This window comes from Rahnella victoriana (assembly GCF_021276285.1).
Lineage (GTDB): Bacteria > Pseudomonadota > Gammaproteobacteria > Enterobacterales > Enterobacteriaceae > Rahnella > Rahnella victoriana.
The window spans coordinates 568802-594924 of record NZ_CP089920.1 but is presented as its reverse complement, the minus strand read 5'-3'; the positions used below and the strand labels follow the sequence as shown (position 1 = coordinate 594924).

The following is a 26123-nucleotide window of genomic DNA, read 5'->3' as shown; positions in this document are numbered from 1 at the left end:
CACTTGCCCTGAAGGGTGAAAGGGTTTTTATCTTTGCTCCTCACCCTTCGAAGGGGTGGGAGCTAACTGAGCACTTTCTCAGCAACGTCTGGCGGCCAGACCGGGGCGGTTTTTGGCTCCTCCCCCTGCGAAGGGGGAGGTTGGGAGGGGGTTTTAAATACAAAGCAATGAGTTAAAGCACACTTTGAATTTAGTTTTTGACCTTAATACCCCACCCCAGCCCTCCCCTTCGCAGGGGAGGGAGCTATGCGACAACCCCCCACTCCCCCCCCGTCTGTAATACTTATTTACACCAGTAAACCCAATGCGTATTATTCTCATTCGCTTTATTAACCTGATATGTATTTCCTTTTTCCAGCCTTCGTTCCGGGGGATCCTGGCGGGGATATTCATGCTGATAAAGCCGTATTAATACAAAAAGGCAGTGGCTTAAAAAATAATAAAATAACCGTGTGGAGAGTATTTATGTCAACCGTTTCAGGGAATTGCGCCGTCATTGTCAGGAAAGACACACATCATCATTCAGGAAAAAAACTTTCACTTTCAGTTATCGCACTGCTCATTTCGTCATCTTTGCATTCTGCGTATGCGGCCGAAACCACTGCACAGAAAGCGGCGGACGATACGCTCGTCGTCACTGGCGAGAACAGTTCTGCAGGCGCAGCGGATACCGCCGCGACCGATTACAGCGTGCCGGTGACCACCGCCGGAACCAAAATGGCGCTGACTGCACGCGACATTCCGCAGTCCGTCAGTATTATCAGCAAGCAACGTATGCAGGATCAGCAGTTACAGTCGCTCGGTGACGTGCTGAGAAACACCACCGGTATTCAGGAAAGCGTCTCGGATCTTGACCGCCGCACTTATTACGCCCGGGGTTTCCTGATCGACAATTATATGGTTGATGGCATCCCGACCTCCTTCGACCCGCGCTGGGATCTGGGCGATGCACAGTCAGATACCGCCATTTACGACCGTATCGAAGTGGTGCGTGGTGCCACCGGTCTGATGACCGGCCCGGGCAACCCGTCGGCCTCGGTCAATCAGGTACGCAAACACGCCGACAGCAAAGAGTTTACCGGCAATGTTTCCGCGACTTACGGCAGCTGGAATAAACAGCGTTATGTGGCCGATTTGTCGACGCCGCTCAACGCCTCCGGCAGCGTGCGTGGCCGTCTGGTCACCGGTTATCAGGATAAAAACAGTTACGTTGAGCGTTACGGCGCGACCAAAAAATTCGTTTACGCCACCGTCGATGCCGATCTGACCGAATCCACCCTGCTGTCCGCAGGCTACGAATTCCAGCAAACCAACACCGACAGCCCGACCTGGGGCGGTATGCCGCGCTGGTATCTGGACGGCAGCAAAACCGATTACCGTCGCGGATTTAACTCGGCACCGGACTGGGCATACAGCGATAAAGAAACCACCAAACTGTTCACCACCCTGAAGCAGTCCTTCGATAACGGCTGGCAGGCAACGCTGAACGGCACGCATACCGAATCCCATATCGACAGTAAAATGATGTACATCGACGGGACATTCGATAAAACCACCGGCGTGGGTGAATCCATGTATGCCGGTTATCCGGTCGTGGGCGGAACGGGCTATAACACCGGTAAACGTAAAGTGGATGGCGTGGACGCTTTCGCCAGCGGCCCGTACAACCTGTTTGGCCGTCAGCATGAACTGATGACCGGCGTCAGCTACAGCAAACAGCAAAATACCTATTACAGCTCTTTCGCCAACATCACCACCGAAGAGCTGGGTAACTTCAACGATTTCAACGGTCAGTTCCCTGAAACCGACTGGGGTCCGCGTTCTCTGGCGGAAGATAACACCATCCGTCAGAAATCTGCGTACATCGCCACCCGTTTGTCACTGGCTGATCCGCTGCATCTGATCGTCGGGGCGCGTTACACCAACTGGAATTCACACACGCTGACGGATCAGATCGAGAAGAACAACATCACGCCGTACGCCGGTCTGGTGTTTGATATCAACGATACCTGGTCCACTTACGCCAGCTACACCTCGGTGTTCCAGCCGCAGACTTACCGCGATATCAATGGCGGCTATCTGTCACCGGTTATCGGCAAAAACTACGAAGCGGGCGTGAAATCCGACTGGTTCAACAGCCGTCTGACGGCTTCCGTGTCCATCTTCCGCGCGGAACTGGATAACGTCGCGCAAAGCACTGGCCGCGTTATTCCGGGCACGACCGATACCGCTTACGAAGGTAAGAACGGCACCGTCAGTCGTGGTGTCGAATTCGAAGTCAACGGCGCACTGACCGATAACTGGCAGATGACGTTCGGCGGTACCCGTTACATTGCAGAAGATGAAAACGGTGATGCGGTCAACCCGCAACTGCCGCGCACTCAGCTGAAATTGTTCTCCAGCTACCGTTTGCCGATGTTGCAGGATCTGACCGTCGGCGGTGGCGTGAACTGGCAGACACACGTCTGGGATACCGTCCCTGGCCCAAGCGGCAACGGCACCCGTTACGCTGAGCAAGGCAGCTATGCGCTGGTCAATCTGTTCAGCCGCTATCAGGTTACGAAACAGCTGGCCGTGCAGGGCAACATCAATAACCTGTTCGACAAAGAATATGACACCAGTGTGAACCAGTACGTGGTTTACGGTGAACCGAGAAATGTGTCGGTGACGGCGAGTTATAGTTTCTGATTTGCTGAGGCCGCAGCAATAATTCAAATGCAGAATGTTTTTCAGTTTGCTCCTCCCCCTGCGAAGGGGGAGGTTGGGAGGGGGTTTTAATGGCTAACTCTTTGTCAAAACACACTTTTACTTTTAGATTTTAACCTTAATACCCCACCCCAACCCTCCCCTTCGCAGGGGAGGGAGCCGATCGAGTTTTTCTCCTCCGCATGAAAAGAAGTCAGTCAAATCACTTAACATCAACCAAACAAACCATTACATATTCCGCATACATTTTCGTGCTTTTATAAAGTACCATTAACATCATGAACACCATCCCTCATCTCCCTGTCTTTGACGGTCACAATGACCTGTTACTCCGCCTTTGGCTGCATGATGCAGCAGATCCTGCTGCCCTGTTTCTTGATGGCTCGCTGGAAGGACATCTCGACCTCAGGCGCTGTCGTCTCGGCGGCTTCGCTGGCGGGTTATTTGCTGTTTTCGTACCACCTGCTTCATATATGCCGCAACTGAAGCCCAACTCCCCTGTTGCGCCTCATGATGCTTTTGCCATTACTCAGGCACAGATTTCACTGCTGGAACGCCTCGAAATGCAATCCGCAGGACGGGCAAAAATCTGCCGTTCTGTGAGTGAAATTGAACACTGTATCGCCCGGGGCGTACTGGCGATGGTGATGCATATCGAGGGAGCGGAGGCGCTTGGCGATGACCTCTCGCGGCTGGATCTGTGGTATGAAAAAGGGCTGCGCAGCATCGGGCCGCTGTGGAATTTACCCAATCAGTTTGGGACCGGCGTAAAGGGCGACTTTCCGGGATCGCCGGACACTGGCGACGGTCTGACGCCCGCCGGGCTTGATTTACTGCGCGAATGCAACCGGAAGAAAATTCTGTTCGATGTCTCGCACATGAATGAAAAAGCCTTCTGGCAGACAGCGAAATTCAGCGATGCGCCGCTGGTTGCCACCCATTCCAATGTGCATGCGTTATGTCCGCAGCCGCGTAACCTGACCAACAAACAACTGGCCGCCATCGCCGAAAGTGACGGCTTTGTTGGCGTTAATTTCGGCACCGCGTTTTTGCGGGCTGATGGCAAACGCCATGGCGATACCCCGGTCACCGAAATTGTTAAACATCTTGATAACCTTCTTGCTAAACTGGGCGAAGAAAATGTCGGTTTTGGTTCGGATTTCGACGGTATCAATGTGCCGGACGCGCTGGGTGATGTCGCCGGACTGCCGGTGCTGTTGCAGGCCATGTCCGATGCCGGTTACGGCGATGCACTGATCGAAAAAATCGCCTGCCGCAACTGGCTGAAAGTATTAAAGCAAACGTGGGGTGAATAGTTTTTCATCCGGCGTTTGCCCTAATCCCTGTGGCTTACAGGGCAATAGCGGTTTGGATCCATCGCAACATTTTTGTAGCCAAACCCGCGATATTTGACAATAAGCCGATCACCTGCCGCAATAAAAGGGGCAGTGAACTTACTACTGTTATCACCAAGAGGACGTAATTATGTGGACTAAACCTTCTTTCGAAGACCTGCGTTTAGGCTTAGAAGTGACCCTGTACATTTCTAACCGCTAAGCCCTTATGCCCACGGTTTACTGTGGGCATCTTCCTTCCCTTTCCCCTGGTTCTCACATGCAGATTATCGTACTTGGTTCCGCGGCAGGCGGCGGCTTCCCGCAATGGAACTGCAATTGCAGCAACTGTCAGGGTGTGCGCAATGGCACCATGAAAACGTCCGCCCGCACACAATCGTCGATTGCCGTCAGCGACAATGGCACCGACTGGGTGCTGTGCAACGCGTCACCGGACATTTGCCACCAGATTGCCGCCACGCCGGAACTGATTAAACACGACGTTTTACGCGGCACCGCTATCGGATCCATTATCCTGACCGACAGCCAGATTGATCACTGCACCGGCCTGCTGAATTTGCGCGAAGGCTGCCCGCATCAGGTGTGGTGTACGCCGGAAGTCCACGAAGACTTAACCACCGGTTTCCCGATTTTTACCATGCTTTCTCACTGGAATGGCGGCCTGCAACACCACGTTATCGAGCCGGAGAACAGCTTCTCCGTGGCCGTCTGCCCGAATCTGAGGTTCACGGCTATTCCGCTGCTGAGCAACGCGCCGCCGTATTCGAAATACCGCGGCAAGCCACTGCCGGGCCACAATATCGCGCTGTTTATCGAAGACACCCAGACCGGCACCTCACTGCTGTATGCACCAGGACTGGGCGAACCGGACGATGAACTGTTGCGCTGGCTGAACAAAGCCGACTGCCTGCTGATTGACGGCACGCTGTGGCAGGATAACGAGCTGGCGACCACCGGCGTCGGCCGTAATACCGGCAAAGACATGGGCCATCTGGCGCTTGCCGAAGAACAGGGGCTGATTGCCCTGCTCTCTTCCCTTCCGGCAGAACGCAAAATTCTCATCCATATTAATAATACCAACCCGATCCTCAATGAATCCTCTGCCGAGCGGCAGGCGCTGACGCAACAAAATATCGAAGTCAGCCGGGACGGGATGCGCATCGAACTTTAGGGCAAAACGACCATGAGCATATCGACAACTCCGACGTCACCGATGACGCTGCAAGAATTTGAACAGGCGCTGCGTGCCAAAGGCGCGTTTTATCACATCCATCATCCGTACCACATTGCGATGCATAACGGTCAGGCGACCCGCGAGCAAATTCAGGGCTGGGTGGCGAACCGGTTCTATTATCAGACCAGCATTCCGCTGAAAGACGCGGCGATCATGGCCAACTGCCCGGATCCGCAAACCCGCCGCAAATGGGTGCAGCGTATTCTCGATCACGACGGTCATGGTGACAGCGAAGGCGGTATCGAAGCCTGGCTGCGTCTGGGCGAAGCGGTGGGTCTGGATCGCGACGTACTGCTTTCAGAAGAAAGGGTGCTGCCGGGCGTGCGTTTCGCCGTCGATGCGTACGTTAACTTTGCCCGCCGCGCCGTCTGGCAGGAAGCCGCGTGCAGCTCGCTGACCGAACTTTTCGCCCCGCAAATCCATCAGGCGCGTCTCGACAGCTGGCCGCAGCATTACACCTGGATCGAGGAAGAGGGTTACGGCTATTTCCGCAGCCGTCTGAGCCAGGCCAACCGCGACGTCGAACACGGTTTACAGCTGGCGCTGGAATACTGCGATACCGTCGAAAAACAACAGCGCATGCTGGAAATCCTGCAATTCAAACTCGATATTCTGTGGAGCATGCTCGATTCCATGACCATGGCCTACGAACTGAACCGCCCGCCGTACCACAGCGTGACGCAACAGGCGGTCTGGCATAAAGGAAGACTCCTGTGATCACCATTACCGAACACTACACGCCGATGTTTCGTCGCGGCTACCGCATGCAGTTTGAGAAAACGCAGGACTGCCATGTGATTTTGTACCCGGAAGGCATGGCGAAACTGAACGACAGCGCGACCTTCATTTTGCAACTGGTGGACGGCGAGCGGACGATTGCCAATATCATTGATGAGCTGAATACGCGCTTTCCGGAAGCCGGTGGTGTGAATGATGACGTCAAAGATTTCTTCGCTCAGGCCCATGCACAAAAGTGGATTACCTTCCGTGAACCTGCTTAAACCTGCGGTCAAACCGCCGCTGTGGCTGCTGGCCGAACTGACTTACCGCTGCCCGCTGCAATGTCCGTATTGCTCGAACCCGCTCGATTTCGCTAAACAGGAAAAAGAGCTGACCACCGCGCAGTGGATCAAAGTGTTTGAGGAAGCGCGGGAAATGGGAGCGGTGCAAATCGGCTTCTCCGGCGGTGAACCGCTGGTGCGTAAAGACTTGCCGGAGCTGATCCGCGCCGCCCGTGATCTGGGCTTTTACACCAATCTGATCACGTCCGGTATCGGGCTGACGGAAAAGAAAATCGATGCCTTTGCGCAGGCGGGTCTGGACCATATTCAGATCAGTTTTCAGGCCAGTGATGAAACGCTGAACGCCGCGCTGGCGGGCAATGCCAAAGCCTTCCGGCAAAAACTGGAAATGGCAAAAGCGGTGAAAGCCCACGGTTATCCGATGGTGCTGAACTTCGTGCTGCACCGCCATAACATCGACCAGATCGACAAGATTATCGACCTGAGTATCGAGCTGGAAGCCGATGACGTGGAACTGGCGACCTGTCAGTTTTATGGCTGGGCGCAGCTCAACCGCGAGGGTTTGTTGCCGACCCGTGAACAGATCGCCCGTGCCGAAGACGTCGTACATCAGTACCGCGAAAAAATGGCCGGTACCGGTAATCTCGCCAATCTGTTGTTTGTGACGCCGGATTATTACGAAGAGCGTCCGAAAGGTTGCATGGGCGGCTGGGGCGCGATTTTCCTCAGTGTGACGCCGGAAGGTATGGCGCTGCCGTGCCATAGTGCGCGCCAGTTGCCGGTGGAATTCCCGTCGGTGCTGGAGAATACGTTGCAGGAAATCTGGTACGACTCCTTCGGCTTTAACAAATACCGTGGCTTCGACTGGATGCCGGAACCCTGCCGTTCCTGCTCTGAAAAAGAGAAAGACTTCGGCGGCTGCCGCTGTCAGGCGTTTATGCTCACCGGCAATGCCGACAACGCCGATCCGGTGTGTTCCAAATCGGAGCATCACGGCAAAATTCTCGCCGCGCGCGAACAGGCCAACTGCACCAACATTCAGATCAACCAGTTGCAGTTCCGCAACCGCGCGAACTCTCAGCTGATTTTCAAAGGCTGATGCGCTGATGCTGCCTGCCATGCAGTCGCTGACGCTGGAAAACGGCTTGCGGGTCAACCTTCTCCACGATCCGCAAGCCACCCGCGCGGCCGCGTTGCTGCATCTGAATGCCGGAAGCCATCACGAACCTGCCGCGTTTCCGGGGCTGGCGCACCTGTTTGAACACGTGGTCTTTGCCGGAAGTCAGCAGTTTCATGGCGATGACCGGCTGATGATGTGGGCGCAGGCGTCAGGGGCAAAACTCAATGCCACCACGCACGCCACCTCGACGGCCTGGTTTTTCGACATGACACCGGCACAGTTCGGAGCCGGTCTGGCGCGTCTGACCGATATGCTGGCACAGCCCCTGCTGACAGAGGATGCGGTCAGGCAGGAAGTGGCCGTGATCGACGCCGAATACCGCATGCTGAGCGGGCATGCGGATTCGCTGTGCGAGGCGGCGCAGAGTCTGGCCTTCGCGACGCCTGTGCAGTTACAGGATTTTCACGTCGGCCACCGCGCTTCTTTCGGTGATGATATCCCCGCGCTGCAACAGGCGCTGGTGCATTATCACCAGCAATTTTTCACCACTGATCATCTGACGTTATGGTTGCAGGGTCCGCAATCGTTCACCGACCTGACCGCGCTGGCTGAGCGTTACGGCAATGCCTTTGCTGCCGGGACGGGGGTTCACCCCGCGCCGGTGCAGCCGCTGGCGTTGCGTGAGGCGCGACATCTCCGGCTACGTCTCGACGGTTCACCACGGCTGCGTTTTTCGTTTCCGGTCGCGCCCTGCCCGGCACTGACATTACTGCGTCAGCTGCTTGAAGATGAAGCACCGGACAGTTTGCTGGATCAGCTGCGAACGCAGGCGCTGGCCGACAGCGTGCGGGTTTCGCTGCCGTACGCCTCTGCCCGTGACGCTATTCTCAGCATCGAATTTCTTGTGTGCGATACCACGTCTGCGTTGCGCGCCCGGCTGGAAACACTGTTCCGCCACTGGCTGCAACAAATCCGTGATTTAAGCGCCGGACATTTACAGCATTACATCGCCCTGGCACGGCGGGAATTCAGCCGCCTGACACCGCTGGATCAGTTGCGCGCACAGACACTGGATTTCCCGCCCGCCGCACAAGATGGCTGGCAGACATTGCTCAGCGAGCTGCGACCGCAAAACATGACACGGCTGTGGATTGCTCCTGATGTTCAGGGAGAAAACACCGTGGTAAAAGGTTTCACCCTGCCGGTAAGCCTGAAAGCATGGCAGTCAGATTGTGACAACGTCACGGATCCGCCCTTTGCGTTTACCCTTCCGGCGGCCCCTGCCTCCCCTGAAACCCATGAAAGTGTTCTGACCACCGGCGCGCCGCTGACGGCGCAACAGGCCAGCCTCGCCCGCGCCAGCCTGCGCGCCCTCTGTGCGCAGTCCGCCCATGAAGGGCATTCACTGCTGTTCAGCTATGTGCAGGGCAACGGCTTATTGCAGCTCAGCGGACCGCAGGCCTGGGCAACGCGCACGCTGGTCAGGGCGCTTGAACTGCTGCGCGCCCCGCCACCCGCCGCGCTGGCACAGGGCAAACGGCTCTATGAACAGGAACAACGTCAGCTGGCATCGGACATCGCCATCCGCACGCTGCTGGCAAAACTGCCGGAAGTGGTCAGCGGCCCGTCAGGCGCAGTGCATGAATTCACCACCGCCGGTGACGATGCTGCGGTGCTGGTGTTTTGCCCGCTGGCGGAAAACACCGCTGAATGTCTGGCCGCCACGCAACTGCTCGCGGCTTTTCTGGAACCGACGTTCTTCCGGCAATATCGTGTCGAAAAGAATATCGGGTACGTAGTGAGTTGCCGTTTCCATCAGACCGCACGCCAGTCCGGGCTCCTGTTCGCGTTGCAGTCGCCCGCGTATGACACGGAAGCTTTACTGGGGTTTATCGGCGCTTTTATCGCTGACATTCCGGCGCTGGTTGCTGAGATTTCCGACGAAGCACTGGCAAGAAAACGCGGCGCGCTGCGGGAATCGCTCAGCGTGAAGCCTGCCGACAGACTGGAAGCCGCGCGGCAACAATGGCTGGAGGAGTTTGCGTACGCGCCAGAATGGAATGAAGAGTCTGTTGCGGCGATAACAACAGAACAACTGCTGGCCTGTGTACGGCAAACGGACAACGTCCTGTCCGGCGAAGGAGAGGATTGTTTCGTCCTTAAAACCCCCTCCCCGTCTCCCCCTTCGCAGGGGGAGGAGCAAACCCAATACCCCTGAGACGGGCGGCATCCATTTCGCGGGGGAGGAGTAAGTACATGACTTCGGCTACACTATCCCCCATGCCCGATGTTAAGGATAAACATGCAAAATATTCCTCCCCTTCCGCAGGACAGCTCATTCGATACCCTGCTTGACCATTATAAAAAAGCCTCGCTGCGCACCAGCGGTCTCTGGCTGCTGATCGCCAATCTTTGTTTTGTGCTGTTTTTGTTTGGCCGGCACCAGTTCAGGGTCCTGCTGGATCCGCACGCTGACGTGGCGATCACCGGTCCGGTGCTGGATAAACTGGCGCTGGTTTTCCTGGTGTTTTTTATCATTCTTCTGCCGGTACTGCGCTTCATCCAATCACGTACACCGGCAATGGCGCTGGCATTTCTGGTCGGTCTGTACTGGGCAGTGGTGTTCCATTTCATGCTGATCAGTGACGCGCAACAACAGCTGGTCTTTCCGCTGTTTTGCATGCTGATTTTCACCGCGCTGATCGCGCTGTATCCGACGATGCCCATCCTCTACAGCTTTACGTCTCCGCTGTGGTTCTCATTGTTTTTCCATCTGATCCTGCTGAAGCCGGACATTCCCATTCTGGAGATCGCCGCGATGGTGGTCGCCAGTGTCCTGTTTGAGACCGCCCGTATCATGCTGAGCCGCTGGTTTGTGCTCTCCGTGCGGCGGGAATGCGATAACCAGTTGCTGGTCAGTAAGCTGGATAATCTGGCGCACTACGACCCGCTCACCGGCGTGGCGAACCGTCGTCAGCTCGATAATCAGCTGGAACAACTTATTGCACAGACAGAACGCTCTGGCGGCACGTTTTCCCTGATCATGATCGACGTGGATTTCTTCAAAAAATACAACGACCACTACGGCCATCAGGCCGGTGATACCTGTCTGGTCGCCATTGCAGATTGCTTCAAACAGGTGGTCAGGCAACCGGCCGATCTGGTTGCCCGTTATGGCGGCGAGGAATTTGTCATCCTGCTGCACAGCGCGGCCGCAAAGGATGCCGAAGTTGTCGCGGAACGCATCCGGCAAAGCGTCGGGCAGGCTGCCATTCCGCATGCCTTGTCACAGGTAGCTAAAACGGTGACGGTCAGTCAGGGCATCATGCAATGGGCACCGGGAATGACCGCGCTGGAATTACTCAAACGCGCGGACGGCGCGCTGTATGACGCCAAACATGCGGGACGCAACGGGTATTGCGTGGGAAGTCCGGAACAAACGATGTAAAAACCGGGCGCGGGTTCAGATCCGCGCCCGGCGCGTTTTATAACGTTGCGCGATGCACCTGATCCCGCCCGTACACCAGCGAGTCCGCGCTGATATCAGCAATGGATTTCGCACCGGTCAGCGTCATCGCCACGCGCATCTCTTTTTCGATCAGGTTCAGCAGATTAGTCACCCCCGCCTCGCCCGCAGCGGCCAGCGCGTACACAAAGGCGCGACCAAGCAACACGCTGTCAGCGCCGAGGGCAATCATGCGCACCACGTCCAGCCCGGTACGGATGCCGGAATCCGCGAGAATAGTGATGTCGCCTTTCACCGCGTCAGCTATCGCGGGCAATGCATGGGCGGTGGATAACACGCCATCAAGCTGGCGGCCTCCGTGGTTGGAGACCACGATGCCGTCCGCACCAAATTTCACCGCGTCTTTCGCATCTTCCGGATCCAGAATGCCTTTGATAATCATCGGCCCTTTCCAGAACTCGCGGATCCACTCTAAATCCTTCCATGAAATCGACGGGTCGAAGTTCGCCGCCAGCCAGCCGATATAATCTTCCAGCGTGGTCGGTTTGCCGCGATAGGCCGAGACATTGCCCAGATCATGCGGTTTGCCGTTCAGGCCGACATCCCACGCCCATTGCGGATGCGTCACTGCCTGCAACATGCGGCGGGCGGCGGCGTTCGGGCCGCTCATGCCGGAATGCGCATCGCGATAGCGTGCGCCGGGCGTCGGCATATCCACAGTAAACACCAGCGTTTTGACGCCTGCGGCCTGTGCGCGCTCCAGCGCATTGCGCATGAAACCGCGGTCTTTCAGCACGTAAAGCTGGAACCACATCGGGCGGTCGATAGCCGGTGCGACCTCTTCAATCGGGCAGACGGAGACGGTGGAAAGCGTGAACGGAATGCCTTTTTTCGCCGCCGCACGCGCTGCCTGCACTTCGCCACGGCGGGCGTACATACCCGTCAGCCCGACCGGTGCCAGGACCACCGGCATCGCCAGTTTTTCGCCGAACAGTTGCGTTTCAAGGCTGAGATCCGACATGTTTTTCAGGATGCGCTGGCGCAGGGCAATATCCGCCAGATCGGCCGTGTTACGTCTGAGCGTATGCTCGTTGTAGGCACCGCCATCAATATAGTGAAACAGGAAGGGCGGCAGTTTACGTTTTGCCGCAGCGCGGTAGTCCGTTGATGCAGAAATGATCATTGTTTTCTCTCGTTTTCTTGCGCTCTTTTTCGTGGCGCTGTAGGGGTGTCAAAAGTGTAGTTGATAAACCCCGCGCGGGAGAAAACAATGCCGATAGACCACGATATTTTTTACGGGACAGGGCATGGGGCGGGAGAAATGGAACGATCGTTCATAAATAAAGGGGGTTAACCCCCCATGTCTTTTACCCGCCAGTCAGAAAGCAAAACGGAAAAGAAAACCGACGCACATGGCATAAACAGACTAAGCTGAGGCGAGACGCCAGTCCGGGCGTCAGACCGTTGTGCCTCCCTGCCCTTTACCCACTTTTCTCTTTTTGTGAACTCTTATCGCAGCTCAGGCAACTGCCTTCTCGGGTCCGCACAGGGTATGTTGACGTGAAAAATGCTGTGATTAGCTGGTACAAAAGTAAAAGAGCACCCCCCGTTCTCACGCTTTCGCGGCGTCATCGCCCCGGCGCGAACGAACACACTGCGCCAATCCGTGCTGAATTATTTTCGGCCGACCAGATGGAACGCTTCGGCGGAAAACTCGCGCTCTCCCACAAACTTTCCCGCAAGAAACTGCCTTATTACCTGCTGAAACGTCTGGACGATAACGAAAAAGTCTTAACCCAAAGTTGCCTGATCCTCAGCAGCGGCGACAAAGCCAGCATCACCCCAGCCGGTGAATGGCTGCTGGATAACTTTTATCTGATTGAAGAACAGATCCGCGTGGTGCGTCAGCTGTTGCCGAAGAACTTCGGCAAGGGGCTGCCTTCACTGGGCGCACCGCATTTTTGTCCGCGTATTTACGACATCGCCACGGAAGTGGTCAGTCACAGTGACGGCCTGTGGGACATCGAAACCCTCACCCGCTTTCTCTCAACTTATCAGAGCGTGCGCCCGCTGACGCTCGGCGAACTGTGGGCTTTCCCCGGTATGCTGCGTCTGGCGCTGATCGAGAACCTGCGGCGCGTCAGCATTGAAGTGGCGGATGCCCAGCAGGAGCGCAATCTGGCCGACTTCTGGGTCAATAAATTGCACGACAGCGCGGAGAACGATCCGTCCGGTCAGATCATTGTGATTGCCGATATGGCACGCACCAATCCGCCGCGCACCAGCGCGTTTGTCGCCGAACTGGTGCGCCGGTTGCAGGGACACGGATCCATGCTGGCGCTGCCGCTGACCTGGGTGGAACAGCGCCTGAGCGAAGTCGGGCTGACGCAGCGGGAAGTGATCGACAAATTTAATCAGCAACTGGCGGCCAGCCAGCTTTCGGTCAGCAACAGCATTATGGGATTACGCCAGCTGACGGAAATGGACTGGGCAGATTTCGCGGAAAACCTCAGCGTGGTGGAGAAAATCCTGCGTGAGGATCCGGCAGGCATTTACCCCCGGATGCACTTTGATACCCGCGATAATTACCGCCATCAGATTGAACGTCTCTCGCGAAATTCACGCCATGATGAAGCCTTTGTCGCCTCGCGCGCCGTGGCGCTGGCCCGGCTTTCCGGCGACAATGCATTGCAACAACACGTCGGGTATTACCTGATTGGTGAAGGCCGCAAAGCACTGGAAGACGATCTCAGCGTGCGGTTCCCTCTGCTGACCCGACTGCGCGCCCGGCTGAGCCAGACACCGCTGCTGTCGTGGCTCGGCAGTCTGTTGCTGCTGACCACCGCAGTGACCGCCGATGCGTTATACCGTTCCGCCCATCCGTCGCTGCACTGGCTGTGGTGGGCGTTGCTGCTGCCGGTGGTGCTGGTGGCCAGTCAGTTCGCGCTGAATCTGCTGAGTGAAATCACCACCCGCAGCCGTACCCCGCAACCGCTGCCGCGCCTGGATTTTGCCGGTGGTATCCCGGAAGAGGCCAGCACGCTGGTGGTGATCCCCTGTCTGCTCGGCAGCCGCAAAAATATCGGGACGCTGATCAACAGCCTCGAAGTGTGTTACCTCGGTAACGTGCTGCCGAACCTGAAATTCGCGCTGCTCAGTGATTTTCATGACAGCGCACAACAGCATAATGCGGATAACGACGCGCTGCTGGCTTTCGCCTCGCAACAAATTCAGCGGCTGAACCGGCGCTATCCGTCGCCACAGGGCGCGCTGTTTACCCTGCTTCATCGCGACAGTGAACTGAATACGCCGCAGGGCGTGTGGATGGGATACGAACGCAAACGCGGCAAGCTGAATGCGCTGAACCGCTGGCTGCGCGACGAAGGCGAACCTTTCTCACTGATCGAAGGCAGTACGCAGGCGCAACTGCGTGACGTGAAATACATCATCACCCTCGACAGCGACACCGTTCTGCCGCGCGATACCGCGCATCAGCTGGTGGCGGCGATGGCGCACCCGCTGAATCAGCCGGTGTACGACGCACAGCGCCGGCGGGTGGTGTCCGGTTACGCCATCCTCCAGCCGCGACTGGCGGAAGAGATCCCCGAAAACGGTCAGGGACGTTATGCCGCGTTATGCAGCAGCGTGCCGGGCAACGATCCGTACTCGTCAATGTCTTCCGATATCTATCAGGATCTGTTCGGAGAAGGCTCGTTCGTCGGTAAAGGCATTTACGACGTCGATATGTTTATCCGCGCGACGGAAAATACCTGCCCGGAAAACCGGGTGCTCAGCCACGACCTGCTGGAAGGCTGCTATGCACGTTCCGGCATGCTCAGCGATGTGGTGCTGTACGAACAATATCCGGATCATTATCTGGCCGATGTGGCGCGTAAAACCCGCTGGATCCGCGGCGACTGGCAGTTGCTGAACTGGCTGGGTTTTCGTGTCACTCAGGAAGACGGCACCCGCTGCCGCAACCCGCTAACCCCGCTGTCGCGCTGGAAACTGTTCGATAATCTGCGTCGCAGTCTGGTCGCGCCTGCCCTGCTGATCATCATTTTTTGCGCACTGGCCGTGGTGCCCAACACCGCCTACTGGCTCGGGTTTACCGGCGTCATATTGCTGTTTCCGGCGGGGGTGGCGCTGGTACTGGATCTGCTCAACAAGGGGCCGCGACGGTCGCTGTTTGCGCACCTGAAAAGCGTGGCGAAAGCCACCGTCAGCCGGCTCTCCCGCGTTTTGCTTTACATCATGACGCTGCCGCATGAAGCCGCCTATTCCGTGCACGCCATTGTGCTGACGCTGTGGCGTCTGAAGGTCAGCCACCGCATGTTGCATGAATGGGCAAGCGTGAATATCAGCGCGAAAAAAAGCGCGTTGTCACCGGAATATTTCTATCGCCGCATGTGGGCGAATCCGCTGGCCGGAGTGGCTGTTATTTTACTGTCCGCGACGGCACATCCGCCGTTGTCGGGTTTTGCCCTGCTGACCGGCGTGCTGTGGTTTGTCGCGCCGCGTATTCTGTGCTGGCTGAGTCAGCCTGCCCGCCGGGAAGTGCCGGATCTGGATGCACAGCAACAGCGTTCCCTGCGCCAGACCGCGCGCGAAACCTGGTCATTCTTTGAGGTTTTCGTTAATGAAACCGAAAACTGGCTGCCGCCGGATAATTATCAGGAAATTCCGCAGCCGGTGATCGCGCACCGCACCTCGCCGACCAATATCGGCCTGTCGTTGCTGGCGAATATCACCGCGTGGGATTTCGGTTACATCACCCAGGGCGACGTGCTGGAACGTACCAGTCTGACGCTCGATTCGCTGGATAAACTCGAGCATTATCGCGGTCACCTTTACAACTGGTATGACACACGCACGCTGGCACCGCTGAATCCGCGTTACATTTCCAGCGTCGACAGCGGCAATCTGGCCGGGCATCTGCTGACACTCAGCACCGGCCTGCGGCTGTGGCGCACGCAACCGGCGATGGATATTGATGCCTGGCTGAAAGGGCTGGAAGACACCCTGAAGATGGCGCAGACAGCGGATGACGCGTCGCGGGTGTCTGAACTTGAAGAGCTCCTGCACCGTGCGATGACCGGGAAAGGCGCGCAGGCGATTGAGCATTTACAGGCGGTCCGCGCGCTGATCCCGCTATCCGCCGGAAAATGGCTGCAACGGCTGGCAGGCCAGCTCGATGCAGGCTTAAGAGAGTGGTCAGATTTTTACGGCGGTCTGTCGCCGGAAGCACAACAACAGCCGCTGCCTTCGCTGCAATGGCTGGCGCAGCAAAACGGTCTGGATGCACCGCAGCTTTCCCGCGCTATCGGGCTGGCACGTCAGCGTCTGGACATTATCGGTGAACTGGAACAGCGCCTGAACGACCACGCGCACATGGACTTCACTTTCCTTTACGATAAAAACACCCATCTGCTGACCGTCGGTTATAACTGCGACGCGCATAAACTGGACAGCGGAAAGTACGATTTGCTGCCTTCAGAAATTCGTCTGACCAACTATGTCACCATCGCCACCAACCAGTTGCCGCAAAAAAGCTGGTTCGCGCTGGGCCGGTTATTCACCGTGATCGACAAACAGCCATCGCTGATGTCGTGGAGCGGTTCGATGTTTGAATACCTGATGCCGCAACTGGTGATGCCCGCCTATCCCGATACCCTGCTGACGCAGATGTGTCAGACCGCCGTTGACCGGCAAATCACCTGGGGCCGTGAAAACAACGTGCCGTGGGGGATTTCCGAATCGGCGTATGCAGCCTTTGACCTCAGCCAGAATTATCAGTATCACGCGTTTGGCGTGCCCGGCCTCGGCCTGAAACGGGGTCTGGGTGAAGATATGGTGGTCGCGCCTTACGCCACCCTGATGGCGCTGATGATCCGCCCGCAGGAAGCCTGTCTGAATCTGACAGAACTGGAAAACTGCGGCGCGCGCGGCGAATACGGTTTCTACGATGCGCTGGATTACACCCCGTCACGGCTGATCCGCGGGCAGATTTATATCGTGGTGCGTTCCTACATGGCGCACCATCAGGGCATGGGATTCCTGGCGCTGGCCAACGTGCTGCTCGGTGCGCCGATGACCGCGCGCTTTGCGGCAAACGCGGCGTTCCAGTCTGCCCGTCTGCTGTTGCAGGAACGGGTGCCGGATGCCGTCGAGCTTTACAGCCCGCGTCGCCACTTCGAATCCCACGACAACACCTTGCAGAAAGTGAATACCGAACTGCGCGAATTCAGCAGCGCCGACAGCCCGACGCCGGAAGTGCAGTTGCTGTCGAACACAAACTATCACCTGATGGTGACGCAGGCCGGGGGCAGCGTCAGCCGCTGGAAAGATATGACCCTGACCCGCTGGCGGGAAGATGCGACGCGCGATCATCGCGGGATTTTCTGTTACGTCAGCGACCCGGAATCCGGCGCGGTGTACAGCAATACCTGGCAGCCGTCCGGCAAACAAAAAGGCACGTATCACGCCGTGCTGACAGATTTCGGTGCGGAATTTAAACGCACGCAGGGATCGCTGACCCTGGAAACGCACATTGTGGTGTCACCGGAAGATGACGTGGAAATCCGACGCATGACCGTCACGCATCAGGGCCGCCATCCGCGCACGCTGGATATCACCACCTACGCGGAAGTGGTGCTGGCTCCGGCCGCCAATGACACCGCGCATCCGGCATTCAGCAATCTGTTTGTGCAGACGGAACTGGTGCCCGCGCAGGAAGGCATTCTCTGTCACCGCCGCCCGCGCGAACCGGATGAACAGTGCCCGTGGCTGTTTCATATGATGGCAATCCACGGTGCCGTTGAACGGGAAACCTCGTTTGAAACCGACCGTGCAGCCTTTATCGGCCGTGGTAATACCGCCGCCAATCCGCAGGCATTGCAGCATCACGCCGTACTGGGCAACAGCGCCGGTGCGGTGTTAGATCCGGTCATGGCGATCCGCCAGCGCATCCGCCTGAAACCCGGTGTGCCGGTGATAATCGACATGGTGTATGGCATCAGCGAGACACGTTTGCAGAGTCTTGCGCTGCTGGAAAAATACCGCGATCACCATATTGCTGATCGGGTATTCGAAATCGCCTGGTCACACAGTCAGGTGGTGTTGCGCCAGCTTAACGCCAGCGAGGACGATGCCGGTCTGTTTAACCGTCTGGCCGGTGCGCTGATTTTTGCCAGTCAGGAAATGCGCGGCGATGCGCAGACGGTTGCCGCTAACCGCCGCGGGCAGTCCGGCCTGTGGGGACAATCCCTCTCCGGCGACCTGCCCATTGTGTTGCTGACCATGACCAGCAGCGAGAATATCGGGCTGGTGAAACAGCTGATCCGCGCCCACAACTACTGGCGGCTGAAAGGGCTGAAAGTGGATCTGGTGGTGCTGTCCAATGACCCCGGCGGCTATCAGCAGGCGTTACAAAATCAGATCCTCGGGCTGGTGGCGTCCGGCGCGGGATCCAGCCAGACCGATATTCCGGGCGGTATTTTCGTGCGTAACGGCGAACAACTGACGCAGGAAGACCGCACCCTGCTGATGAGCGTCGCGCGCGTGGTGATCGACGACCGTCGCGGCGCGCTGGAAGATCAGCTGAATCAGCGGATGCAGCAGCCGCACGTCTCCCTGCCCGCCCTGCTGCCGGTGCGGTCGGTGGACAACAGCCCGCCGGTGCCTGCCCTGCCGCGTGATCTGACGTATTTCAACGGCCTCGGCGGTTTTTCGCCGGACGGACGGGAATACCAGATCCTGCTTAACGATGGCCAGACGACGCCTGCACCGTGGTCCAACGTGCTGGCGAATGCCGGTTTTGGCTCGGTGATTTCAGAAAGCGGTCAGGCGTATACCTGGTATGAAAATGCCCACGAATACCGCCTGACACCGTGGGAAAATGATCCGGTCAGCGACAGTTCCGGTGAAGCATTTTATCTGCGTGACGAGGAGACCGGCAGCGTCTGGTCACCGGCGCCGTTGCCGGTTCGCGACAGCGGCGGATACGTCACACGCCACGGTTTCGGCTACAGCGTGTTTGAACACACCGGACACGGCATCAGCAGTGAAATGACGGTGTTAGTCGCCGAACATGCGCCGGTCAAACTGGTGATGCTGACGCTGACCAATCTCTCAGGCCGCCCGCGCAGGCTCTCCGTCACCGGATACGCCGAATGGGTGCTGGCCGATCTGCGCGCCAAATCCGCGATGCACATTGTCACCTCTGCCGCGCAGGTAGCAAAAGGCTGCGGCGTGCTGGCGACCAATCATTACACCAGTAGTGGCTCGCCGCGCACCGCCTTCTTTGCCGTCACCGGCGCACACTGCTCAGTGACCGGCGACCGCCGCGAGTTCCTTGGCCGCAACGGATCCGCAGCTTCTCCGGCCGCCATGAAAAATCAGCGGCTTTCCGATAAAACCGGGGCGACGCTGGATCCTTGCGGTGCGGTGCAGTCGGCGACCACCCTGATCGACGGCGACCAGCGCACCTTTATTTTTGCACTGGGACTGGGGCAAAACGCAGGCGATGCCGAAGCGATCATTCATCAGTATTTTGAGGAAGGCGCGGCGCAGGCCGAGCTGGATCGCGTTCATCATCACTGGCATCAGGTGCTGGATAAAATTCAGATCACCACGCCGGATAAATCGGTGGACTTGCTGACTAACGGCTGGCTGATTTATCAGACGCTCGCCAGCCGGATCCTCGCACGCAGCGGCTATTATCAGTCCGGCGGCGCGTTTGGTTTCCGCGACCAGTTGCAGGATACGCTGGCGCTGACGCATGCCGCCCCGCAGCGTATGCGCGAACAAATCCTGTTGTGTGCCTCACGACAATTCATTGAAGGCGACGTCCAGCACTGGTGGCATCCGCCGACCGGCAACGGCGTGCGCACCCGCTGTTCGGATGATTATCTGTGGCTGCCGCTGGCGATCAGCCATTACATTTCTGTCACCGGCGATCACGCCATCGCAGAAGAACGCGTGCCGTATCTCGAGGGACGTTTACTGACACCGGGCGAGGAATCGGTCTACGAACAACCGACCATCAGCACCACGCAGGAAAGCCTGTGGCAGCATGGGATCCGCGCGCTGAAACATGGCCTGAGGATGGGCGAACACGGCCTGCCGCTGATGGGTGCGGGGGACTGGAATGACGGCATGAACCTGGTCGGGCTGGGCGGACGCGGGGAAAGCGTCTGGCTGGGCTTCTTCCTCTTTGACGTGCTCCAACGTTATGGGGCGCTGGCAGACATCCGGCAGGACGATGCCACCGCCGCATTATGTCGCGAACAGGCCGCGCTGCTCAGACAAAATCTTCACGATCACGCCTGGGATGGCGAATGGTATCTGCGCGGGTATTTCGACAACGGTGACACGCTCGGTTCGCACCTGAATGCGGAATGCCAGATAGACGCCATCGCCCAGAGCTGGTCGGTACTTTCCGGTGCAGGCACGCCGGAACGCACCGCCAGCGCGATGCAGGCGGCCGGTCAGCGGCTGGTGGATAACGACGCGGGGTTAATCAAATTACTGACGCCACCGTTTGACGGCAACGGCCCGAACCCCGGCTACATTCGCGGTTACCTGCCCGGCGTGCGCGAAAACGGCGGGCAATACACCCACGGCGCAATCTGGGCGGTGATGGCTTTTGCGAAACTCGGCAATACCGGTCGCGCCTGGGAACTGATGTCGATGATCAACCCGGTGAATCACAGCCTGACGCCTGCGGATGTCAGCCGCTACAAAGCCGAACCTTACGTGATTTCTGCCGATATTTACTCGGTAGAGCCGCACAGCGGCCGCGGCGGCTGGAGCTGGTACACCGGATCCGCAGGCTGGACATATCGCCTGATCACCGAATCCCTGCTCGGTATCACGCGGCACGGTGACGCCATTTCCATCCACAGCCAGTTACCGGACAGCTGGCCGGAAATCACCGTCACCTGTCAGCAAGGCAGCAGCCGCTACCTGATCACGGTCCGGAAAAGCGCGGGCGAATACCGCCTGACCCTCGACGGCATCGTGCTGGCCGATGACAAGATCCCGCTGACCGACGATGGCGCGGAACATCGGGTGGAGGTGGAACTGGGGGGGAATGCGTAAAGCCGGAGAGGCGGGTGCTGGCTTTCCCAGCCAGCACAAAAGCTAATCCAATAAACGCAGTCGTCCTGCCATCGCTCAGCTGTTAGCGTGATAAAAAACATAAGGAAAACATCATGAGTTTACGTCCTGTTGCGGTGGTAACCGGCGGCACCAGTGGTATCGGGCTGGCGATTGTTCAGGATCTGGCGCGCGACCATCAGGTCTATGCCCTTGGCCGTAATAAAGACAGCCTGACCGCGCTGCGGCAGCGTGAAAATATCGAGGCGGTGGAACTCGATTTGCTGGATTTTGCGGCGGCAGAGCGTTTTATCCGCGAGATACCGGGAATTGATGTGCTGGTGCATTCGGCGGCAGTTTCCAGACCCTTGCGGCTTGAGCAGGCGACGCCGGAAGACTGGCTGCAGCAGTTTTCCATTAATGTATTTGCACCGGCGCAGTTAACCCGTCTGGCGCTTCCTGCGCTGCGAAAGCAGGAAGGCCAGATTATCTTTATCGGTTCGGGATCAGGCACCAAAGCCGAGGGCGGCAATACGGTGTATTGTGCGTCGAAATTTGCCCTGAACGCCCTCGCCCATGCTCTGCGGCAGGAAGAAAGCGAATACGGAGTCCGGGTCTCCACGGTTGCACCGGGACCTACGGATACACCGATGAACCGCAAAACCCGTGAAAGTCAGGGCAACTTTGAGGCGATCGATTCGCGGGAATACAGCACGCCGGGATCTGTCGCGGCGGCCGTGCGTCTGGTGATCAGCGCCAGCGACGATACCCAGATTACCGATATCGCCGTCAGGCCACGCCGTGATAAAGCGAAGCGGTAAATCAGCATAAATAGAATTGCAGTTGTGTATACGGGCTATCCGTCAGCAGCACCGCGAGTTGTTCACGTTGTGCTGCTGAAGGTGGTATCGCCGAACGGTTAACGCATTGCTGCCATCCGGCGATTTCCCGTTGCGTCAGCGCCTGATTGTCACCATTCGCATTCCGGAGCAGGAAAATCAGCCCGTCCCATTTATTCAGCCGGTGAGCCAGCGAATACGCCAGCAGCCCGTGTTCCGCCGTCAGTGCCGTGGAGTAGCAGGTTTGAAGAGCGGACAATGTGATCAGCAATTTGTGCCGTAACAGGAGCCGCCGGGCCGTTCTGGCCACGGCCAGTTCAGGATGGCTCAGCAGGCGGATGAGTCCTTCCCCCGCGTCGTCGCCTTTATGTTTAACAACAATGTTCAGTGCAGCGAAATACAACCCGAACGGCGACGCCGCCGGTACGTTGTCTGCCAGCGTCATTACCTGCGGATAGCGCAATTCATCCAGCCCGAGCAGTGCTGCCTTGCGGATTGCCGGACGGGCGGCCTCGTCGCGGAAGGTCTCAAGGTAAAACGCCAGCGGATCGCCATACGCCTTCTGATACAAACGGCAGGCACGCTGACGCACCAGCCCGTTATTATCGGTCAGCAACGTTTCTGAAAGCGGTTTCTCAATGCGGAACTGATGGTCTTGTGCATACTGCAATACCTGCTGTTTTACCGGCGCAAAACGATCCTGAAGCAGCTGATGAAAAACGTCATAAGAGATCGTCTCTGGCGAGTTCAGTGCAAACTGTGCAGCGGTATATCTGACCAGCGGATCGCGCTGACGCATCGCGCACTGGAAAACCTGTGGCCACGGGAACAAATGATTTTTCAGCAAAATGCGCAGGCAAAGCCGGGCGACATGCCGGTCATCCGCGCCGCATCCCGCCAGTAAGGTGTGTTTGTTTTCGTCACGCGAGAGATATGCAACCACGTCGGCGACAAATTCACGGTGATCGGCTCGGGTGCATTGCAGCAGCCAGAACAGCGCCGGCAAGTGAGCGACAAAATCAGCGGCATAGTGCGGACGCATCCAGCGTCGCAGGCTGCTTCGCGCCGACCGCGCGACCTGCCCGACCCAGTCATTCACCCGTTCCACCAGGTCCGGCAATGCAGAGATGTCACGTCTCAGGCCGAGGCACAGAACAGCGCGCTGGCGGATATGACCGTTGTAGTGGCGGCTCAGCGTTTTAAGTTGATCTGTTTCACTCAGATCAGGCGCAGGAAAGCAGTCATACGCCGCACCGTTATTGAGCCTTTGTTTTATTTGCCGGAAGAGAAAATATTCTGCTGCCATGACTGCCCTGTCTTTTTGAAATAAAAAATACGCTAACCCTTCTATCATAATCATCCCGTCCGGCAAACCGGAGAGCCGAACGGGATCCGGCGGGCTATGCGGTTTTTTCTCACAAAATCCTGACATTTTTTAACTTGATACAGATCATCGAAAGCGCGGGTTGGGTTTGATCGAATGATAATCATTATCGTTTAATGCGCGGTAATGATTGATTCTTCAGGAGAAGAAGAACCCTATGAGTTTAGACCTCACGCGCTTTTATGCTGCCGCAGACGGGCTGCCGTTTCCCGATCGCTGGGCGGTGATGCCCTGGCGGCCTCAGCAACCGGTCGCCGCGCAGGATGTGCCTGCACAATGGCGGGCGCTGTGTCTGCGCACACTTCCCGCTAATAAGCGTCTGGTCTATCTGCACATCCCTTTTTGTGCAACACACTGCAAATTCTGTGGTTTCTACCAGAACAAGCTGGAAGCGGAAGCCACGGAACAATACTGCGACTATCTGATCCGCGAAATTGAACAGGAAGCCAGTTCGCCGCTGCATCAGTCTGCGCCGATCCACGCGGTCTATTTTGGTGGCGGCACGCCGACGGCGCTCAGCGCGAAGCAGCTGCACCGGATTATCGTCACCTTGCGGCGCAGTTTACCGCTGGCCCCGGACTGTGAAATCACCGTCGAAGGACGCATTCTCAATTTTGATGATGAGCGCATCGACGCCTGCCTCGACGCGGGTGCGAACCGTTTTTCCATAGGCATTCAGACGTTCGACACGCGCATCCGTCAGCGGATGGGGCGTCGTGCCAACCGCGACGAGGCGATACATTTTTTGCGCAAACTGGGTGAACGCGACCGCGCTGCGGTGGTGTGTGATCTGATGTTCGGATTGCCGGAGCAGACCCGCGCATCCTGGCAGGAGGATTTGCAGATTGTCCGCGACCTGCCACTCGATGGCGTTGATCTTTATGCGCTGAACCTGTTGCCCTCCACGCCGCTGGGCAAGGCGGTTGAAAATCACCGCGTGACCCTGCCGGATGTCAGTATGCGCCGTGATTGTTATCTCGACGGCGAGGCGTTTCTGGCGCGCGACGGCTGGCATCAGATCAGCAACAGTCACTGGGCGCGCAATACCCGCGAGCGTAACCTCTACAACCTGCTGATCAAAAAAGGCGCGGACTGTCTGGCCTTTGGCAGCGGCGCGGGCGGCAATCTGGGCGGGCAATCCTATATGACGGCGCGCAGTCTGGAAGCGTATTACCAGCAACTGGACGCCGGACTGAAACCGATCATGATGATGACGGCCGCGACGGCCAGTGAACACCGCTGGCGCCTGGATTTACAGGGCGGTATCGAAGCCGGGCGCTATGATCTGAGCCGCATTATCGAAGACCCCTTCCCGCTCGAACCGCTGTTACAACAATGGCAACAGTGCGGCCTGATGCACAGTGATGGCCCGCGTTTTAACCTCACGCCTGCCGGACGATTCTGGGCCAGCAATTTGTTGCAGGCGCTGCAAACTCTGATCCCTCAACTGACCTTACGGAATACTGCTCATGCCAACGGATAATCCGCAAAACCTGATCACTTTTTTAGCCACGCAGCCCGACGGCACCGTCGAAGATATTGCCCGCGAATATGGCGTCACGCCGCTGACCGTCATTGAGCATCTACCGGCAAGCCACCTGTTTGACGGCAGCCGGTTTGATGACGTCTGGGACAATATCACCGGCTGGGGCGAGGTCACCACACTGGTGAACAATGAGGATCTGATCCTCGAGTTCCATGGCGAATTACCCACCGGCACGCACCGTCACGGCTATTTTAACCTGCGCGGCAAACAGGGAATGAGCGGCCATATCCGCGCCACACACTGCCGGCATATTGCCCTGATTGAACGGCCATTTATGGGGATGAGCACAGCAAGTGTCTGGTTTTTAAATGCTTCCGGTTATGCGATGCTCAAGGTTTTCGTCGGGCGCGACAGCCATCGCCAGCTTCTTACCGGTCAGCTGGCGGCGTTTCGTGCCCTTCCCGCCTTGCTGGCTGAGAGAGAGAAACAACCTTGAATACTTTGCTGATTTTTGGCGCAGGCAGCGGTGTCGGTGCAGAACTGATCACCCTGACGGCGCAGGAACGCCCGGTCGTGGCGCTGATCCGCAATCCTGAACAGGCACAAAGCGTGCGCGCACTGGGCGTCACCGTGATTGAAGGCGATGCACTTAACCCTGCCGACGTGTTGCAGGCCTGCGAGATGGCGGGCGATAAAGCGCAGATCGTCTCCACGCTGGGCGGAAAGCTTTCTGATTACACCGCCAACCGGCTGATCACCGATACTGCGGAACACACCGGCATCCGCCAGATGCTGCTGGTGACGTCCATCGGCTGCGGTGACAGCTGGCCGACCCTCTCCGCACGGGCGAAACAGGCGTTCGGTCAGGCGGTACGCGAGAAATCACTGGCGGAAAGCTGGCTGCAAACCAGCTCGCTGGAGTGGTGCATCCTGCGCCCCGGCGGCCTGATGAACGGTGAGGCCACCGGACAGGCGCACCTGATCCAAACCGAAGCCCACGGCCGCGTGCGCCGCAGCGATGTCGCCCTGCATATCCGTCAGTTACTGGCAAACGGCCAGGGCTGGGGCGAGATTTTCGCGTTATGCGATTCGACGCTGGAAGGTGAACGGTTTTAGTTGAGGTTATGTAATTGCTGAGGTCGTCTATTGACGACCTTTTTATTACGTAGGAATTTTTATGAGTGGTATATGACACATTAGAATCTAATCAGTGGGTTAATGTGTGATTTAAGTGACATTAGGGAACTTAGCGTAAGACCGCATCATAGGCGAGCAGATACAATCGCCAACGAGCAGCCATGCTTACTATGGAAGCTAGGGTTATAGTTGACACGAAAAGTATTTAGAAAAACCAGTCAACTTTATTTTATGAATGTTATTTGACAGGAAATATATTTAAATTATAGTCAATCA

The 26123-nt window shown here is 57.4% G+C and carries 16 protein-coding genes; 14 read left to right on the top strand and 2 right to left on the bottom strand.

Going from position 1 to position 26123, the window contains the following annotated elements; translation table 11 throughout:
- Window positions 1–465: 465 nt before the first annotated feature.
- The 9 genes from fhuE (at window position 466) to J9880_RS23955 (ending at window position 10885) form a co-directional block, all read left to right on the top strand.
- Entirely contained in the window at window positions 466–2688 is a 2223-nt protein-coding gene (gene fhuE / locus J9880_RS23995; protein WP_232770615.1) for a ferric-rhodotorulic acid/ferric-coprogen receptor FhuE, read from the top strand.
- A 296-nt stretch (window positions 2689–2984) separates the two neighbouring features.
- Window positions 2985–4022, top strand: coding sequence for a dipeptidase (locus J9880_RS23990; protein ID WP_232770613.1), 1038 nt, complete (start codon window positions 2985–2987; stop codon window positions 4020–4022).
- Window positions 4023–4191: 169 nt separating this feature from the next.
- Window positions 4192–4263 (top strand): pyrroloquinoline quinone precursor peptide PqqA, encoded by a 72-nt coding sequence (pqqA, locus tag J9880_RS23985; RefSeq protein WP_013578120.1) that lies wholly within the window; start codon window positions 4192–4194, stop codon window positions 4261–4263.
- A gap of 57 nt (window positions 4264–4320) precedes the next feature.
- On the top strand, window positions 4321–5232 hold the full coding sequence (gene pqqB, locus J9880_RS23980) for a pyrroloquinoline quinone biosynthesis protein PqqB (RefSeq protein WP_232770612.1): 912 nt from the start codon (window positions 4321–4323) through the stop codon (window positions 5230–5232).
- Between the two features lie 12 nt (window positions 5233–5244).
- Window positions 5245–6012 (top strand): pyrroloquinoline-quinone synthase PqqC, encoded by a 768-nt coding sequence (gene pqqC / locus J9880_RS23975; RefSeq protein WP_232770611.1) that lies wholly within the window; start codon window positions 5245–5247, stop codon window positions 6010–6012.
- 26 nt (window positions 6013–6038) lie between these two features.
- Window positions 6039–6296, top strand: coding sequence for a pyrroloquinoline quinone biosynthesis peptide chaperone PqqD (gene pqqD, locus J9880_RS23970; protein ID WP_229921234.1), 258 nt, complete (start codon window positions 6039–6041; stop codon window positions 6294–6296).
- The gene (gene pqqE, locus J9880_RS23965; RefSeq protein ID WP_408637244.1) at window positions 6283–7416 is read left to right on the top strand and encodes a pyrroloquinoline quinone biosynthesis protein PqqE; all 1134 of its coding nucleotides are present in this window, start codon (window positions 6283–6285) and stop codon (window positions 7414–7416) included. Before pqqD ends, pqqE begins: the two co-directional genes overlap by 14 nt.
- Before the next feature lie 7 nt (window positions 7417–7423).
- On the top strand, window positions 7424–9655 hold the full coding sequence (pqqF, locus tag J9880_RS23960; protein ID WP_232770610.1) for a pyrroloquinoline quinone biosynthesis protein PqqF: 2232 nt from the start codon (window positions 7424–7426) through the stop codon (window positions 9653–9655).
- Between the two features lie 84 nt (window positions 9656–9739).
- Window positions 9740–10885, top strand: coding sequence for a GGDEF domain-containing protein (locus tag J9880_RS23955; protein WP_232770608.1), 1146 nt, complete (start codon window positions 9740–9742; stop codon window positions 10883–10885).
- Window positions 10886–10922: 37 nt separating this feature from the next.
- Here the strand turns inward: J9880_RS23955 and lldD are convergent, their stop codons facing one another.
- Entirely contained in the window at window positions 10923–12086 is a 1164-nt protein-coding gene (gene lldD / locus J9880_RS23950; RefSeq protein ID WP_095925524.1) for an FMN-dependent L-lactate dehydrogenase LldD, read from the bottom strand.
- 377 nt (window positions 12087–12463) lie between these two features.
- Between lldD and J9880_RS23945 the strand changes: the two genes are divergently transcribed.
- Together J9880_RS23945 and J9880_RS23940 are read left to right on the top strand one after the other, a co-directional pair.
- Window positions 12464–21004 carry a GH36-type glycosyl hydrolase domain-containing protein gene (locus tag J9880_RS23945; RefSeq protein WP_408637243.1) on the top strand — a complete coding sequence of 2847 codons (8541 nt, stop codon included), beginning with the start codon at window positions 12464–12466 and terminating at the stop codon, window positions 21002–21004.
- Window positions 21005–21117: 113 nt separating this feature from the next.
- Window positions 21118–21822, top strand: coding sequence for an SDR family oxidoreductase (locus J9880_RS23940; protein ID WP_232770607.1), 705 nt, complete (start codon window positions 21118–21120; stop codon window positions 21820–21822).
- 1 nt (window position 21823) lies between these two features.
- Here J9880_RS23940 and J9880_RS23935 read toward each other — a convergent pair whose 3' ends face one another.
- On the bottom strand, window positions 21824–23146 hold the full coding sequence (locus tag J9880_RS23935) for a HEAT repeat domain-containing protein (RefSeq protein ID WP_232770606.1): 1323 nt from the start codon (window positions 23144–23146) through the stop codon (window positions 21824–21826).
- 235 nt (window positions 23147–23381) lie between these two features.
- On the opposite strand from J9880_RS23935, the gene hutW reads away from it, so the two are divergent.
- Genes hutW through J9880_RS23920 form a run of 3 tightly spaced genes read left to right on the top strand, consistent with a single transcriptional unit; the run spans window position 23382 to window position 25826 of the window.
- On the top strand, window positions 23382–24707 hold the full coding sequence (gene hutW / locus J9880_RS23930) for a heme anaerobic degradation radical SAM methyltransferase ChuW/HutW (protein ID WP_232770604.1): 1326 nt from the start codon (window positions 23382–23384) through the stop codon (window positions 24705–24707).
- A complete protein-coding gene (hutX, locus tag J9880_RS23925; RefSeq protein ID WP_095925517.1) occupies window positions 24694–25206 on the top strand; it encodes a heme utilization cystosolic carrier protein HutX in 513 nt (170 codons plus the stop codon). The genes hutW and hutX overlap by 14 nt, the downstream gene beginning before the upstream one ends.
- Entirely contained in the window at window positions 25203–25826 is a 624-nt protein-coding gene (locus J9880_RS23920; protein ID WP_232770603.1) for an NAD(P)-binding oxidoreductase, read from the top strand. Before hutX ends, J9880_RS23920 begins: the two co-directional genes overlap by 4 nt.
- Window positions 25827–26123 lie beyond the last annotated feature (297 nt).